This window comes from Arthrobacter caoxuetaonis (genome assembly GCF_023921125.1).
GTDB lineage: Bacteria > Actinomycetota > Actinomycetes > Actinomycetales > Micrococcaceae > Arthrobacter_B > Arthrobacter_B caoxuetaonis.
On sequence record NZ_CP099466.1, the window covers coordinates 1,879,897 to 1,894,779 of the forward strand.

13 protein-coding genes, 1 tRNA gene and 1 pseudogene are annotated in these 14,883 nt (G+C 65.0%); 11 read left to right on the plus strand and 4 right to left on the minus strand.

Annotation, left to right across the window (positions count from 1 at the left end):
* Nucleotides 1-19 precede the first annotated feature (19 nt).
* Nucleotides 20-1,321, minus strand: coding sequence for a hemolysin family protein (locus NF551_RS08570; protein WP_227896678.1), 1,302 nt, complete (start codon nt 1,319-1,321; stop codon nt 20-22).
* 158 nt (nt 1,322-1,479) lie between these two features.
* Nucleotides 1,480-1,563, minus strand: a tRNA-Leu gene (locus NF551_RS08575).
* Nucleotides 1,564-1,756: 193 nt separating this feature from the next.
* Between NF551_RS08575 and NF551_RS08580 the strand changes: the two genes are divergently transcribed.
* A complete protein-coding gene (locus NF551_RS08580) occupies nt 1,757-3,058 on the plus strand; it encodes a M20/M25/M40 family metallo-hydrolase (RefSeq protein ID WP_227896677.1) in 1,302 nt (433 codons plus the stop codon).
* 51 nt (nt 3,059-3,109) lie between these two features.
* On the plus strand, nt 3,110-4,261 hold the full coding sequence (locus NF551_RS08585) for an acyl-CoA dehydrogenase family protein (protein ID WP_227896676.1): 1,152 nt from the start codon (nt 3,110-3,112) through the stop codon (nt 4,259-4,261).
* A gap of 15 nt (nt 4,262-4,276) precedes the next feature.
* On the opposite strand, the gene NF551_RS08590 is transcribed toward NF551_RS08585, so the two are convergent.
* Nucleotides 4,277-4,510 carry a DUF5703 family protein gene (locus tag NF551_RS08590; protein WP_227896674.1) on the minus strand — a complete coding sequence of 78 codons (234 nt, stop codon included), beginning with the start codon at nt 4,508-4,510 and terminating at the stop codon, nt 4,277-4,279.
* A 41-nt stretch (nt 4,511-4,551) separates the two neighbouring features.
* Here NF551_RS08590 and NF551_RS08595 point away from each other — a divergent pair.
* From NF551_RS08595 to mshC, 3 genes and pseudogenes are all read left to right on the plus strand, one after another.
* Nucleotides 4,552-4,797, plus strand: a pseudogene (locus tag NF551_RS08595) (hypothetical protein); the annotation flags it as partial.
* A gap of 157 nt (nt 4,798-4,954) precedes the next feature.
* Nucleotides 4,955-5,779: an undecaprenyl-diphosphate phosphatase gene (locus tag NF551_RS08600; protein ID WP_227896670.1), complete on the plus strand. Its 825-nt coding sequence runs from the start codon at nt 4,955-4,957 to the stop codon at nt 5,777-5,779.
* Between the two features lie 61 nt (nt 5,780-5,840).
* Nucleotides 5,841-7,133, plus strand: coding sequence for a cysteine--1-D-myo-inosityl 2-amino-2-deoxy-alpha-D-glucopyranoside ligase (mshC, locus tag NF551_RS08605; protein ID WP_227896669.1), 1,293 nt, complete (start codon nt 5,841-5,843; stop codon nt 7,131-7,133).
* A gap of 45 nt (nt 7,134-7,178) precedes the next feature.
* Here the strand turns inward: mshC and NF551_RS08610 are convergent, their stop codons facing one another.
* Nucleotides 7,179-8,057, minus strand: a complete 879-nt coding sequence (locus NF551_RS08610) for a PAC2 family protein (protein WP_227896668.1) — start codon at nt 8,055-8,057, stop codon at nt 7,179-7,181.
* A gap of 100 nt (nt 8,058-8,157) precedes the next feature.
* On the opposite strand from NF551_RS08610, the gene NF551_RS08615 reads away from it, so the two are divergent.
* From NF551_RS08615 to NF551_RS08640, 6 genes are all read left to right on the plus strand, one after another.
* On the plus strand, nt 8,158-8,880 hold the full coding sequence (locus NF551_RS08615; protein WP_227896666.1) for an HAD family hydrolase: 723 nt from the start codon (nt 8,158-8,160) through the stop codon (nt 8,878-8,880).
* Nucleotides 8,877-10,043 (plus strand): site-2 protease family protein, encoded by a 1,167-nt coding sequence (locus NF551_RS08620; protein WP_227896663.1) that lies wholly within the window; start codon nt 8,877-8,879, stop codon nt 10,041-10,043. Before NF551_RS08615 ends, NF551_RS08620 begins: the two co-directional genes overlap by 4 nt.
* Before the next feature lie 70 nt (nt 10,044-10,113).
* Complete coding sequence (locus tag NF551_RS08625; protein WP_227896662.1) at nt 10,114-11,163, plus strand: tRNA (adenine-N1)-methyltransferase; 1,050 nt, start codon at nt 10,114-10,116, stop codon at nt 11,161-11,163.
* 109 nt (nt 11,164-11,272) lie between these two features.
* Nucleotides 11,273-13,027: a proteasome ATPase gene (gene arc / locus NF551_RS08630; protein ID WP_227896661.1), complete on the plus strand. Its 1,755-nt coding sequence runs from the start codon at nt 11,273-11,275 to the stop codon at nt 13,025-13,027.
* A 14-nt stretch (nt 13,028-13,041) separates the two neighbouring features.
* Nucleotides 13,042-14,634, plus strand: coding sequence for a depupylase/deamidase Dop (gene dop / locus NF551_RS08635; RefSeq protein ID WP_227896659.1), 1,593 nt, complete (start codon nt 13,042-13,044; stop codon nt 14,632-14,634).
* A 39-nt stretch (nt 14,635-14,673) separates the two neighbouring features.
* Nucleotides 14,674-14,883 carry a ubiquitin-like protein Pup gene (locus NF551_RS08640; protein ID WP_227896658.1) on the plus strand — a complete coding sequence of 70 codons (210 nt, stop codon included), beginning with the start codon at nt 14,674-14,676 and terminating at the stop codon, nt 14,881-14,883.

Here is a 14,883-nt window from a genome sequence, read left to right on the forward strand (position 1 = left end):
TACCGGCTGCCGGGGGAACTTAGCCCTGGATCCCAGGTTCAGGAATAACCCGCACCGCCTGGATCCTGTGGTGGTCAACCTCCATGACACGCAGCTGCCCGCCCGGTGCAGGGACGGCATCCCCGGGGACGGCCATGCGCCCGAGCTGGTCCAGGATGTAGCCGGCAACAGTTTCGTACTGCCCTTCAGGCAGCACTATCCCGGTGAGCCGGTCGAATTCCTGCAGGATCAATCCGCCGTCGACCAGCATTCCGCCTTCCAGGGCGAGGTGGCGGTCTTCCGGGTCCCGGGCGGTGTCGTATTCGTCGTAGATCTCGCCGACAAGTTCCTCGACGAGGTCCTCCAGCGTGACAATGCCGTCAGTGCCCCCGTATTCGTCAGCCACGACGGCGATGTGGCTGTTCTCCCGCCGCATCCTGGACAATGTGGGCAGGACGGTTGCCGTACCCGGCAGGAACAGGATGGGCCGGGCAATCTCACCGAGCCGGGTCTCGCCGGATGGGTCCGGATCACGCCCGATGAGGTCCCGGACATGGATGAAGCCGAGCACATCATCCGGTGACGCGCCCATGACCGGATACCGGGAATAGGGCAGCTCATGGACGCGGACCCGTGCTTCGGCCAGGGTGAGTGATGCGGGAAGGAACTCGACCATGGGCCGCGGGCGCATCACTTCCTGCAGGAGCCGGTGGCCGGCGCCGAAGACATCTGCCAGGATGCTGCGGCTCTCATCCGCGATGGTAGGACTGGATTTCACCATCTCCAGCAGCTCCTGCTGGGAAATGGGCACGTTCTTCAGCTGGGGATCTCCGCCCAGCAGGCGGACCACGGCGTCCGTGGAGACAGACAGCAGCCGGATCACCGGGCGCATCACCGCAGCGAAAAGGGACAACGGGGGAGCAAGGACACGTACAAAGCCCTCCGCGTTCTGCATGGCGAGCCGCTTGGGAACAAGTTCCGAGAACACCAGGGACAAGTAGGCGACCACCAGCGTCATGGCAACAAATGCGGCGCTCTGGGCAAGGGAAGGCGCCAGTCCCCAGCCCTCCAGGACCGGGGAAATTGCCGGCGCCAGCGCCGAAGCCCCATAGGCAGCCGAAAAGAATCCCGAAAGGGTGACGCCGATCTGGATGGCAGAGAGGAACAGATTCGGGTTCCGCGCGAGCTGCGCGGTCCGTGCTCCGCGCTTCCCGGAGTTTTCCAGCCGGAGGATCTGGCCCTCGCGAAGTGTCACCAGGGCCATCTCCGCTCCGGCGAACACGCCGCCGAGCAGGATGAAGAAGAGCACCAGGACAATGTTCAGTAATGCACTGCCGTCCATGATGCGAGGGTACCCATGCGCAGGCCGCGGTGACAGAGCCCGAAGTCCGGCGGGGGATGAGATGAAGAACACAGCGGTACCGGGCCGCTGCCCGGCGTCGGCAGGGGATACAAAAAAGACCCTCCTGGTAACCGTGGTTACCAGGAGGGTCTTCGCTGTGCGCGGAGGGGGACTTGAACCCCCACCCTCAATAAGAGGACTAGCACCTCAAGCTAGCGCGTCTGCCATTCCGCCACCCGCGCTTGGGTGTCTTCCGAAGAACGTTTTTCATTCCGTTTCTTCGTTTGCAACGGGAAAAACTCTAACACGGTTTTACCGGGAAGAACGAATCGGCCCAGTTCAGCTCCCGGTTCCGTGACGCGGCTGGAACAAAGCCGGGCTTCCGGCGTGCCCAGTAGCTAGGCTGGCCCTATCCCGCCGAGCAAGGAGAAGTGCATGAGCGTTCGCGCCGAAGACGAAGTCACCCGTATCTGCCAGGATCTGATCCGCATCGACACCTCCAACTACGGTGACGGAACCGGACCGGGGGAGCGGAAGGCAGCAGAGTACGTCGCCGGACTTATCGAAGAGGTGGGACTGTCAGCTGACCTGTTCGAATCCGCACCCGGCCGCGCCTCGGTGGTGACCCGCCTTGAGGGCTCCGATCCCTCCCTGCCCGCACTGGTAGTCCACGGCCACCTCGACGTCGTGCCGGCGCAGAAGCAGGACTGGAGCGTGGACCCGTTCAGCGGCGAGGAACGGGACGGCCTGATCTGGGGCCGCGGGGCAGTCGACATGAAGGACATGGACGCCATGATCCTCGCGGTGATGCGCGAAATGGCCCGCACAGGTACCCGCGGCCGGCGTGACCTCATCTTCGCCTTTTTCGCGGATGAAGAAGCCGGGGGCAGCTACGGCGCCAGCTGGGCAGTAGACAACCGCCCCGAACTGTTCGACGGCGCCACGGAAGCAATCTCCGAGGTCGGCGGGTTTTCGGCGACTATCGGAGGCCGGCGTACCTACCTGCTGCAGACCGCTGAAAAAGGAATCTCGTGGCTGCGCCTGAAAGCACACGGCCGGGCCGGACACGGCTCCCAGATCAACACCGACAACGCAGTGACCCGCCTGGCCGGTGCCGTCTCGCGGATTGGTGCCCACGAGTGGCCCATTGAACTCACCGATACCACCCGCGCCTTCCTGGACGGGGTGACCGAGCTGACCGGCGTCGAGTTCGATCCCGAGAACCCTGACAAACTGCTCAGCGAACTCGGCACCGTGGCCCGGTTCGTTGGTGCAACGCTGCAGAACACGGCCAACCCGACACTGTTGTCCGCCGGATACAAGCACAACGTCATCCCGGGTACGGCAGAGGCACTGATCGACGCACGGACCCTGCCCGGCCAGGAAGAGCATCTCCTGGAAGTCATCCGCGGACTGGCAGGCGACGGAATCGACGTCAGCTACGAACACAAAGATGTCTCGCTCGAGGTGCCCTTTTCCGGAAACCTGGTGGATTCCATGGTGGACGCCCTGCAGGCGGAAGACCCGGGTGCCCCGGTGCTGCCGTACACCCTCTCCGGCGGCACCGACAACAAATCCCTCAGCCGCCTGGGAATCACCGGATACGGTTTCGCTCCGCTGCGCCTGCCCGAGGACCTTGACTTCACGGGGATGTTCCACGGTGTGGACGAACGAGTCCCTGTTGATTCCCTGAAGTTCGGCACGAAGGTACTGTCCCGCCTGCTCCGCGGGTACTAGGCACCACCCTTGACCTGCCCTGACCAGACAGCCCGGAAGGATCCCGAACCGATGCCCGCCGCAGATATTCTCACTCCCGGCCTGCTGGAACGGCTGCGCCGCCGTGCACCGGAGTACGACCAGCGCAATGCCTTCTTCGACGAGGACCTCCAGGAGCTGCGCGACGCGGGCTACTTGGCGCTGTTTACGCCGGTGGAGCAGGGCGGTTCGGGCCTGGGCCTTCCGGAGGTCGTGGCGTGCCAGCGGCTGCTGGCATCTGCGGCACCGGCAACCGCGCTTGCCATCAACATGCATCTGGTCTGGTGCGGTGTCGCCCACCTGCTGTCCCTGAAGGGGGATGACTCCCTGTCCTTCGTCCTGGAGGAAGCGTCCCGCGGCGAGGTCTTTGCCTTTGGCATTTCCGAACCCGGTAACTCTGCCGTCCTTTTCGACTCGCTGACGGCTGCGGTTCCGCAGGGCGGCGGAAGCTACGCGTTTACCGGGCGGAAGATCTTTACCAGCCTGTCACCGGCGTGGACCAGGCTGGGCATCTTCGGAAAGGACTCCACAGACCCCGCTGAACCGAGTCTGGTCTTCGGCTTCGCAGACCGGTCCACGGCGGGCATCTCGGCCCTGGATGACTGGGACACGATGGGAATGCGGGCCTCGCAGTCACGAACCACGCTGCTGCAGGACGCCCTCATACCGGCGGACCGGATTGTGCGGCATACGCCTGTGGGCCCCCACGCCGACCAGTTCGTGTTCGGTATCTTCAGCCTCTTTGAGACGCTGCTGTCCGCGGTGTACACGGGGATCGGGGAACGAGCGGTGGAACTGGCTGCCGAGGCTGCCGCAGGCCGCACCAGCCAGGATGTCCCGGCATCGCAGGATCCGCACACCCGCTGGCGGATCGCCGACGCCGCCATCAGGATGGACGGTGTACGGCTCCAGCTTGAAGCCGTAGCCCGCGACCTGGAAGAGGGAGCCGATCACGGCAGTTTCTGGTTCCCCCGGCTCTCCGGCCTGAAGCTGCGTGCAACAGACACCGTGCGTACCGTGGTGGAAACAGCCATGAAGACTGCCGGCGGCCGCAGCTACTTCCGCGGCCAGGAGCTGGAGCGGCTCTACCGGGACGTACTGGCCGGGATGTTCCATCCTTCAAGCGAGGACTCTGCGCATAACTCCATGGCAAATGCACTGCTGGGGCCAGTCCAGGACCAGTGAAACCGGGCCTGCCGGCTAGGCAGTCCGCTGGACCCGCATGACTTTCCTCCGCAGCCAGTACCGGTGGATGCCTCCGCGGTAAATGCGCGTGCGCTGGAGCTCCCACTTGCCGTACTCCGCGTGGTCGGTGATTTTTCGGCGGGCTTCCGGCAGCGACTCATGGGGTCCGACAGAAAGGACCAGATACTCATAGTCCTTGGCGGGAGCGGCAGGAAAGGACCAGTCCGGTTTCAGAATTTGTTCTCGCATTTCCATCCCATTTTGCCTGCTTTGCGGCTAACGTCTAGTCCATGAGCATAGATCCGCGCGTAGCGCTCCAGTCCCTGGTTGCCGCTTTTGAGGAGCACCTTGCTGCTGCTGCCACCCGCCGCGGAGAGAAGGATCCTGCCGTCGAAGGCGCCTACCTGGCTATTGCTGACGCTTTCGAAGTCTACGAGGAAGTGCTCTACGACGCCTACGGTGAAGTCACCCCGCTCGAGATTTACGACGATGAAGAGGCCGACGAGGATCTGCTGGACGAAGACGAGGAAGTCCTGCGAGGATCCGCTGCCGGCAGCCCCTCGGCCTTCGGCACCGAGGAAGAAACCGAAGAGTTCGACGGCGACCCCGAACCCTACGGCCGGCAGGCCGGCAGCGACCGCTAGCCCGGCAGGCCTGCCATGCGGGGGCTTGCGCGTGCCCTAGAGTCGTAGGGTGAATTGGTTCGAAGCGATATTCCTCGGTTTCCTTCAAGGACTGACCGAATTCCTGCCCATCTCATCCAGTGCGCACCTGCGGATCGCCGGTGAACTGCTGCCCGGGGCCCAGGATCCCGGCGCCGCGTTTACGGCTATTACCCAGCTCGGCACGGAGACCGCCGTCGTTGTCTATTTCTGGAAAGACATCGTCCGGATCGTCAAGGCCTGGTTCGGTTCGCTGGCCGGCCGCGTACCCCGTTCCGATCCGGACGCCCGGATGGGGTGGCTGATCATCGTTGGTTCGCTGCCCATCGCCGTCCTCGGCCTGCTGTTCCAGGACCAGATCGAAAGCACGTTCCGCAGCCTCTGGCTCGTGGCGACCATGCTGATCGTCTTTGGCATCATCCTGGCCATCGCAGACACCGTGGGAAAGCAGCAGCGGACCCTGGACCAGCTGACGTACAAGCACGGCATCTTCTACGGTTTTGCCCAGGCCCTGGCGCTCGTCCCCGGCGTGTCCCGTTCCGGCGGCACGATTACCGCCGGGCTGCTGATGGGATACACCCGGGAGGCCGCCGCGCGCTATGCCTTCCTGCTGGCCATTCCCGCGGTTTTCGGCAGCGGCCTGTACCAGCTCGCCAAATCATGGGGAGAAACCGGCCCTTACAGCGGCGCCGAGACCGCTGTCGCCACAGGGGTGGCCTTCGTTGTGGGCTTCATCATCATCGGATGGTTCCTCCGCTACGTTTCCACGCGCAGCTATCGCTTGTTCGTCTGGTACCGCATCGGCCTGGGCGTGGCGATCTACGTTGCACTCGGGTTTGGAGTGCTGCAGCCCTAAGCGCCGCAGCCGGCCCGCTTTACGAATGTGTTCCCCCCGTCCAAGTAAGTAGAGTTGACCTGTGATCGCCTGGAAATCCCGCCCCCTTCCCGACCTGCCCGGCAAGTCCCCGGAACTCGTTCTCTTTGATACTGCCCAGCGCAGGACGGTTGCCGTCCAGCCCGGCGAGGAGGCCGGACTCTATGTCTGCGGCATCACCCCCTACGACGCCACCCACATGGGGCACGCTGCAACCTACGTTGCGTTCGACCTGCTGAACCGCCAGTGGCGGGATGCGGGACACACCGTGAACTACGTCCAGAACGTCACCGACGTCGACGACCCGCTGCTCGAGCGTGCCGCGGCCACCGGCGTGGACTGGACGGTCCTGGCCAAGGAACAGACCCAGCTCTTCCGGGAAGACATGGAAGCGCTGAACGTCCTGGCACCCCGCAGCTACATCGGCGCCGTGGAGTCCATCGAATGGATTGTCCCCGTGGTCGAAGAACTGCTGGACCGCGGCATCGCCTACCGGGTACCGGCGCACGGCTCCGAGCCCGGCGGCGACGTGTATTTCTCGGTTGAGGCCGCCCAGGAACTCGAAGCCGACGGACCCGATGCCTGGTGGCTCGGGCAGGTATCCGGGCTCACGGCGGAAGCAATGCTTCCGGTCTTTGCAGAGCGCGGCGGTGATCCGGATCGTCCCGGAAAACGCCACCCGCTCGATGCCCTGCTCTGGCGCCTAGCCCGGCCGAACGAGCCGCTGTGGCCAGGGGGACGCCTGGGCGACGGACGCCCCGGCTGGCACATCGAGTGTTCGGTCATAGCCCGCCGGTTCCTGCCGGCACCGTTCACGGTCCAGGCCGGGGGATCGGACCTGATCTTCCCCCACCACGAAATGAGCGCCGGCCATGCCTACGCCTGTTCCGGCGAGCCGCTGGCACGGCACTACGCCCATGCCGGCATGGTGGGGCTGGACGGCGAAAAGATGAGCAAGTCCCTGGGGAACCTGGTCCTGGTCTCCCGGCTGCGCGCCGACGGCATCGAACCGGCCGCTATCCGGACTACCCTTGCCGGACACCACTACCGCTCCGACTGGTTCTGGACTGCCGATGACCTGGGGCGTGCCCAGGAACGGCTCCGCCGCTACCGCCAGGCGCTGGAGCTAACCAGCGAAGGAGCAGCTGCGAACCTGCTGGCACAGTTCAGGTCATCGCTTGCCGACGACCTGAATGCCCCCGCCGCCCTTGCCGCGGCAGACGAGTGGGCATCCGCCCTGCTGGACGCACCCGGCACTCCGCCTGCAGGGAGCAGTGCCGGAGCCGGCCTTGCGGCCGCAGCGTTCGATGCCCTGCTGGGCATCACTCTCCGCTAGGGCCCCTTACGGAGCGCAGGGCCGCAGTGCTCCGCGCCGGCCGGCTCAGTCCCGGCGACGGCGCTTGAGGTAGCGCTCGAACTCACGGGCGATCGACTCGCCGGTGGCTTCGGGGAGCTCAGCAGTGTCCTTGGCCTCTTCGAGCTGGCGGACGTAGGCCGCAATCTCGGGGTCTTCAGTGGCGAGCTCGTCCACACCGCGCTCCCATGCCTCGGCCTCTTCGGTCAGGACCGAAGTGTCGATCGGAATCTGCAGGAGCTCTTCGATCCTGTGCAGCAGCGCCAGCTGCGCCTTCGGCGACGGCGGCTGTCCAACGTAGTGCGGAACAGCGGCCCAGAGCGAGAGTGTGGGTATATCGGCAAGCGTGGCTACTTCGGCGAGGACACCCACAATGCCGATGGGCCCTTCGTACTGCGAGGCCTCAACACCCAGGTGCTCGCCCAGGTCCTCTTCTTCGCACGTGGCGGTGACCGGTATGGGCCGGGTGTGCGGCACGTCGGCCAGGAGGGCGCCGGCCAGCACAATGCAGTCCACGTCCAGTTCCCTGGCCAGGCCGATCAGCTCCGCCGTGTAGGCACGCCACTTGTAGGACGGTTCAACACCCGTCACCAGGATCAGGTCGATGTTGGTACCCGGAACTTCGGCACGGGAAATGCGCGTTGTAGGCCATTTAATCCGGCGCTGGCCGGACGCGCTGCGCTCGATCGCCGGGCGCGTGAACTGGAAATCGTAGTACTCATCCGCATCGATGCCGGCGATCTTTTCGCTGTCCCAGTAGAGGGACAGGAAGTTCAAGGCATCACTGGCTGCCTCTCCGGCGTCGTTCCACCCTTCGAAAGCTGCCAGCATCACGGTCACCCGCTCACCCGTGCCGCCGAAAAAATCCTGCAGGCCGGCGGCTGGGGACTTATCCGAATTACTCACAGATTCACCTTATGCCCACCGCACCGCACTGTCAGTCCCACGCGCCGACCAAGGAGCAGCCGGGGCGAGGAAGATGGCAGCCGCCACGTAGACTGGGCTTATGTCCCTCCCTGGTGTTCCTGTCCTGCCCGGCGGCTCCGCGTCCGTGCTGCAGGCGGTGCTCTGGGACATGGACGGAACCATCGTCGACACCGAACCGTACTGGATCCAGGCCGAGAAGGACCTTGTCGCTGCCCACGGGGGCACGTGGACGGACGATGACGCCGAGGAACTCATCGGCCAGGCCCTTGACTATTCCGCACGCCGGCTGCAGCAGGCCGGCGTAGCACTGCCCGTCGAGGGCGTCATCGCGGCCCTCGCCGGCGAAGTTGCCCGGCACCTGCAGCAGGAGGTCCCCTGGCGTCCGGGAGCGCGCGAACTGCTGGAGGAGCTGGCTGCGGAGGACATCCCGTGCGCCCTGGTCACCATGTCCACCGGTCCGCTGGCCCGCCTCATCGCGTCGACCCTGCCGGAGGGAACCTTCAGGTCCGTCGTCAGCGGGGACATGGTGTCACGCGGCAAACCGCATCCCGAGCCCTATCAGCTTGCCTTCGACCAGCTCTCCGCCGCTTTCCCCGGACTGGCCAAGTCCCGCTGCCTGGCGGTCGAAGACTCCTATCCCGGTTATACCTCCGCGCGGGAAGCAGGGCTCCCGGCCCTGGCTGTTCCGCATATGGTTCCGTTCCCGCCTGATCAGGGCAGGATCCAATGGGACACCCTGGCCGGACGGAGCCTGGCGGACCTGCAGGAGCTCGCCGCCCTTTCGGCAGGAGGCGCACAATGACCCAGGGACCGGATGCCCCGAAGAAGGAACGCAGCGAAGGAATTTCCCTGGGGAGGATCGGGGGAGTCCCGGTAACGCTGGCCTGGTCCTGGTTCGTGATCGCGGCCGCGATCGTTTTCCTGTTCGGGCCCCGGGTCGCCAGTGTGCTCCCGCAGCTTGGCGGAATCGCCCCCTATGCGGTTGCCCTGGGCTATGCCCTTCTCCTCCTGCTGTCCGTCCTGGTCCATGAGCTGGCGCATGCGCTGACGGCACAGGCCTGGAAATGGCCGACGCCGAGGATCGTGCTCACACTGTGGGGCGGCCACACGCAGTTCGGCGACGTAAGGGCCACTCCCGGCAAGTCACTGCTCGTGGCCCTGGCCGGCCCGGCGGCAAACTTTGTCCTGGCGCTGTGCGGCCGCATCGTCCTGCCTTTCCTGGAGCCCGGCACAGTGGCCTGGCTGCTTACCGACATCTTCGTCTGGGCCAACATCCTGGTAGCCGTATTCAACGTGCTTCCCGGCCTGCCCCTCGACGGCGGCAGGATCGTGGAAACGATCGTCTGGAAGGTGACCGGAGTCCAGGAGAAGGGGACTGTGGCGGCAGGCTGGGCCGGGCGCATTATTGCGGTTGCCCTGGTTGCTGCAGTCTTCATCCCGCCCTATCTCCAGGGCCGGACTCCGGGGCTCAGCCTGGTCCTCGTGACAGCACTCGTCTCCGGCTTCCTGTGGATGGGCGCCTCTGCGGCGATCACCAACGCAAGGATGCGGCTGCGGCTTCCCGCCATTTCGGCTGCTGCCCTGATGGAACCGGCGCGCCAGGTGCCGACCGGTATGTCGGTCCTGGAAGCCCGGCGGATCGCCGCGGAGGCAGGGACCGGCACCGCACTGGTGGTGACTGCCGCAACCGGCAGGCCGGAAGCCGTCGTCGACAGCGGCGCACTCTTCGCCGTGCCGGCGGAATATGCCGCCGGGACACCGGTGGATGCTGCGGCACGCGCACTGGCTCCCGGTGCCTACATACCGAACGCGGCTACGGGCCAGGAACTCATCCAGTACCTCTCCAAGCTCTCCGGCAGCGAGTACGCCGTCATCGACAAGGAAGGAACGGTGGTGGGACTGCTCCGGCAGGCCACCGTCGTTGCCGCCATTACCGGGCGCCGGCCGAAAACCGTCCGGCCCTAAGACTCCGGGCGGAACAGCACGCTGACTCCGCCGAGACTATCGACCAGCCACACACGAAGGACAGTGACAGATGAACAACCCGGGTACCCCCGCCTCCTCCGCAGCACACGGAGCGGACATGCGCCGCGGCCCCCTGCGTCCGGGCGAGCGCGTCCAGCTCACCGATGAAAAGGGGCGCCGGAACACGATCACCCTTACGGAAGGTGGTGCCTTCCACACGCACCGGGGCTACCTTCCGCACGAAAGCATCATCGGAGTTCCCGAGGGCACGATCGTCACCAATACCACCGGGCACCAGTACCAGGTCCTGCGCCCGCTGCTGTCCGACTTCGTGCTGTCCATGCCGCGCGGTGCCGCCGTCGTCTATCCCAAGGACGCCGGACAGATTGTCACCATGGCGGACATCTACCCCGGCGCCCGGGTGGTGGAAGCGGGAGTTGGCTCCGGTGCCCTGAGCATTTCCCTGCTGCGCGCCGTGGGGGACAAGGGTTCCCTGCATTCCTACGAACGCCGCGCGGAGTTCGCGGACATTGCCCGCGGCAATGTCGAGACCTTCTTCGGCGGCCCGCACCCCGCATGGGACATCACCCTGGGTGATTTCCAGGACGAAGTCGTCAAGAACCAGGAGCCCGGAAGCGTCGACCGGGTAGTGCTGGACATGCTGGCGCCCTGGGAATGCGCTGACGCCGTGGCCACGGTACTGGCACCGGGAGGCGTGTGGATCTCCTATGTCGCCACCGTCACCCAGCTTTCGCGCACGGCGGAAGCCATCCGGGCAGATGGCCGTTTCACCGAACCCGAAGGCTGGGAGTCGATGGTCCGCGGCTGGCACCTGGAAGGACTGGCTGTCCGGCCCGACCATCGGATGGTTGCGCACACCGGTTTCCTGCTGTCCGCCCGCCGGCTTGCCGAAGGCGCCACCGGACTGGTGGCCAAGCGCCGGGCCTCAAAGACTGACTTCAGCCAGGAGGATCTCAACGCCTGGACACCCGCTGCAGTGGGGGAACGCGAAGTCTCGGACAAGAAACTCCGCCGGGCGGCCAAGGATGCCAGCTCCACCGTGCAGCGCGGTGCCCTGCTCAATGCCGAGCGTTTCCAGGAAGAGCACGGGCCGGAGTAAGACCCATAATGCCCTAGCCGCAAAACACAAGACTCCTGGCCCGGTGTATTGCTGGCCCCGCTACGTTATCGTCAAACGAAGGGACCTTAGCAGTGAAGGTGGTCAGAGAATGGTTGACGCGGAAAACACCAGTGGAACCGGGGTTGAAGGTACCCGCAGCGAGTACGGAACAGCCAGCGCGGAATCGCGGCAGCTCAATGTCCTGAGGGACAAGCTGCGCAACGTTGACCGCCAGCTGGCGGCCCTAACCCACAACAACGCCCGGCTGGTTGCCATGCTGGAAACGGCCAGGGCGGAGATCATCAGGCTCAAGGACGCACTGGAGAAGGAAGGCGCGACTCCGTTCAGCTTCGGAACAGTGCTCGCCGTTAACAGCCGGACCGAACCCGAGCCCGGGGTTTCCACCACGGCCACCGTCCAGGAGAGCGTGGACATCATCCAGTCGGGACGGAAGCTCCGCGTTGCGGTGAGTCCGTTGCTGGACCTCGGGCAGATCGTGCCCGGCCAGGAAGTCCTGCTGAACGAATCACTCACGGTGGTTGCGGGCCTCGGCTTCGAGAAGGCAGGGGAGCTCTTCACCGTCCAGGAACTCCTGGACGGTGACCGGGCGCTGGTGGTGGGCCGGGCCGACGACGAGCGGGTGGTCCGGCTCAACGGCCCCCTGGTCGAAGAGAAGGTCCGGGTCGGAGACGCCCTCACGGTGGATACGCGGATCGGCTATGCACTGGAGAAAATTCCCCGCAGCGAGGTCGAGAACCTTGTCCTCGAGGAAGTTCCGGACATCTCCTATTCCGATATTGGCGGGCTGGGGCCGCAGATCGAAGCGATCCGCGACGCCGTCGAACTGCCCTTCATGCATCCGGACCTCTACCGCGAACACGGGTTGAAGGCTCCGAAGGGAATCCTGCTCTACGGCCCTCCAGGCTGCGGCAAGACCCTCATTGCCAAGGCAGTGGCCCATTCGCTGGCCGCACGGGTCATGGAACAGACCGGCATCTCGGGAACCCGCAGCTACTTCCTGAACATCAAAGGCCCGGAGCTGCTGGACAAGTACGTCGGCGAGACCGAACGGCACATCCGGCTCATCTTCGCCCGGGCACGGGAGAAGGGATCCGACGGCAGCCCCGTCGTGGTCTTTTTCGACGAAATGGACTCACTGTTCCGCACCCGCGGCACAGGTGTCTCCTCCGACGTCGAAACCACCATCGTTCCGCAGCTGCTGAGCGAGATCGACGGAGTCGAGAAACTTGAGAACGTGATTGTCATCGGCGCCTCGAACCGCGAGGACATGATCGATCCCGCCATCCTGCGGCCCGGACGCCTCGACGTGAAGATCAAGATCATGCGCCCGGATGCCGAGGGCGCTGCCGAGATCTTCGCCAAATACCTCACACCGGATCTCCCTCTGCACCGGGATGACCTGGCAGAGCACGGCTACGATCCGGTAGCCACGGTCCGGGAGATGATCCGGCGGACCGTGGAAAAGATGTACGCCGAGGACAAGTCCAACGAGTACCTCGAGGTGACCTATGCCAACGGTGACACAGAGATGCTCTATTTCAAGGACTTCAACTCCGGCGCGGTCATCCAGAACGTCGTGGACCGCGCGAAGAAGTACGCGATCAAGGATTTCCTCACCCTGCGCCAGCGGGGACTGAGGATCGACCACCTGATGCGCGCCGTCGTGGACGAATTCCGCGAGCATGAGGACATGCCCAACACCACGAATCCCGATGACTGGGCACGGATCTCGGGCAAGAAGGGAGAGCGCATCACGTACATCCGCACGATCATCCAGGGCAAGGCCGGTCAGGAGCCGGGCCGTACCATCGAGACCGCGGCGAACCCGGGACAATATCTGTGACGGTCCGACGGGTCATGGGGACGGAGACCGAGTACGGCGTCCTCGCTCCCGCCCTGCCGAACGCCAACGCAACCGTCCTCTCCAGCCAGATCGTCAACGCCTACGCCGCAACCGTGCGTTCGGGAATGGGAAACCTCTCCGGAACCCGGTGGGACTACACGGACGAGGCGCCGCTTAACGATGCCCGCGGGTATACCGTGCCCCGGACTGCGGCGGATCCAACACAGCTGACGGACGCGCCGCCCGTGCTGGACGCCGAGCAGATCGCCATGGAAGGCGGAGGTCCGTCCGCCTTGTACGGCGAGACCCAGGACAGCACCGTGCTCATGAACATGGTGCTGGGAAACGGCGCGCGGCTCTATGTGGACCACGCGCACCCGGAGTATTCCTCGCCTGAGGTAACGAATCCCCATGACGCGGTGCTGTGGGATAAGGCGGGTGACGCCGTCGTGCTGGCGGCCATGCGGCACATTGCGCGCACTCCGGGCTTTGCTCCTGTGCTCCTCTACAAGAACAACACGGACAGCAAGGGTGTCTCCTACGGCGCCCATGAGAACTACCTGGTCCCGCGAAGCGTCCCGTTTGGCCGGCTGGTATCGGGGCTCCTCCCGTTTTTCGCCTCGCGCCAGGTGATCTGCGGTTCCGGGCGCGTCGGGATTGGCACCAGCAACCAGCGGCAGGGCTACCAGCTGAGTCAGCGGGCCGACTTCTTCGAGACCGAAGTCGGACTGGAGACGACGATCCGCCGTCCGATCGTCAACACCCGGGACGAGCCCCATGCCGTAGCGGAGAAGTACCGGAGGCTGCATGTCATCATCGGCGACGCCAACCTCAGCGAAGTTTCCGCCCTGCTCAAGGTGGGAACGACGTCGGCGGTCCTGTCCCTGATCGAAGCGGACGCCGTGCCGGCGGTCGAACTGCGTGATCCGGTGGGTGCCCTGCAGCTCATCAGCCACGATCCCTCACTGACGCAGCTCGTTGAGCTGAAGGACGGCCGGATGGTGACCGGACTGGACCTCCAGGAGATGTATCTCGAAGCTGCAGCGGCCCATGCCCGGACGGGCGGGGGCGCCGACGCCGCGACCGAGGACATCCTGAACCGGTGGATGTCTGTGGTCGGCATGCTTAAAAGGGACCCGATGGCGGCGTCGGCCCAGGTGGACTGGGTGGCCAAGCTCAAACTCCTGCAGGCCTACCGGGACCGGGACGGGTTGGCCTGGAATGATGCACGGCTGAACCTGATCGACCTGCAGTACTCCGACATGCGGCCGGAGAAGGGGCTCTACTACCGGCTCGCCGCCCGCGGCCAGATGGAACGGATCCTGACCGATGAGCAGATCGCAGCGGCGGTAACCCAGCCGCCCGAAGACACCCGTGCCTATTTCCGCGGCCGGTGCATTACCAGGTTCCCCGACGAGGTGATTGGTGCCAGCTGGGATTCCATCATCTTTGAGCTTCCCTCCCGGCGCAGGCTCCAGCGCATTCCCACCCGTGAGCCGCTGCGCGGAACGAAGGCGCTCACCGGGGAGCTTTTCGACGTTTCTGCCGATGCGGAGGATTTTGTGGCCAGGCTCCTGACCGGTCCGGAACCTACCGTGGCACCATAGGACGTAGGACACATCTACCTAGCTGGAAAGGGCAGCGTCATGGCAACCCAGGACAGAAAGAGCACCGGATCCCGCCCCCAGGATCAGGAAGAAATTGATGAGGTGACACCGCCGCCGGCAGCCGAACCTGCCGAACAGTCGACGGCCAACACCGAAGGTGTGGACGACCTTCTTGACGAGATTGACGGCGTTCTGGAGAACAACGCAGAAGAGTTTGTCCGCGGCTTTATCCAGAAGGGCGGTCAGTAG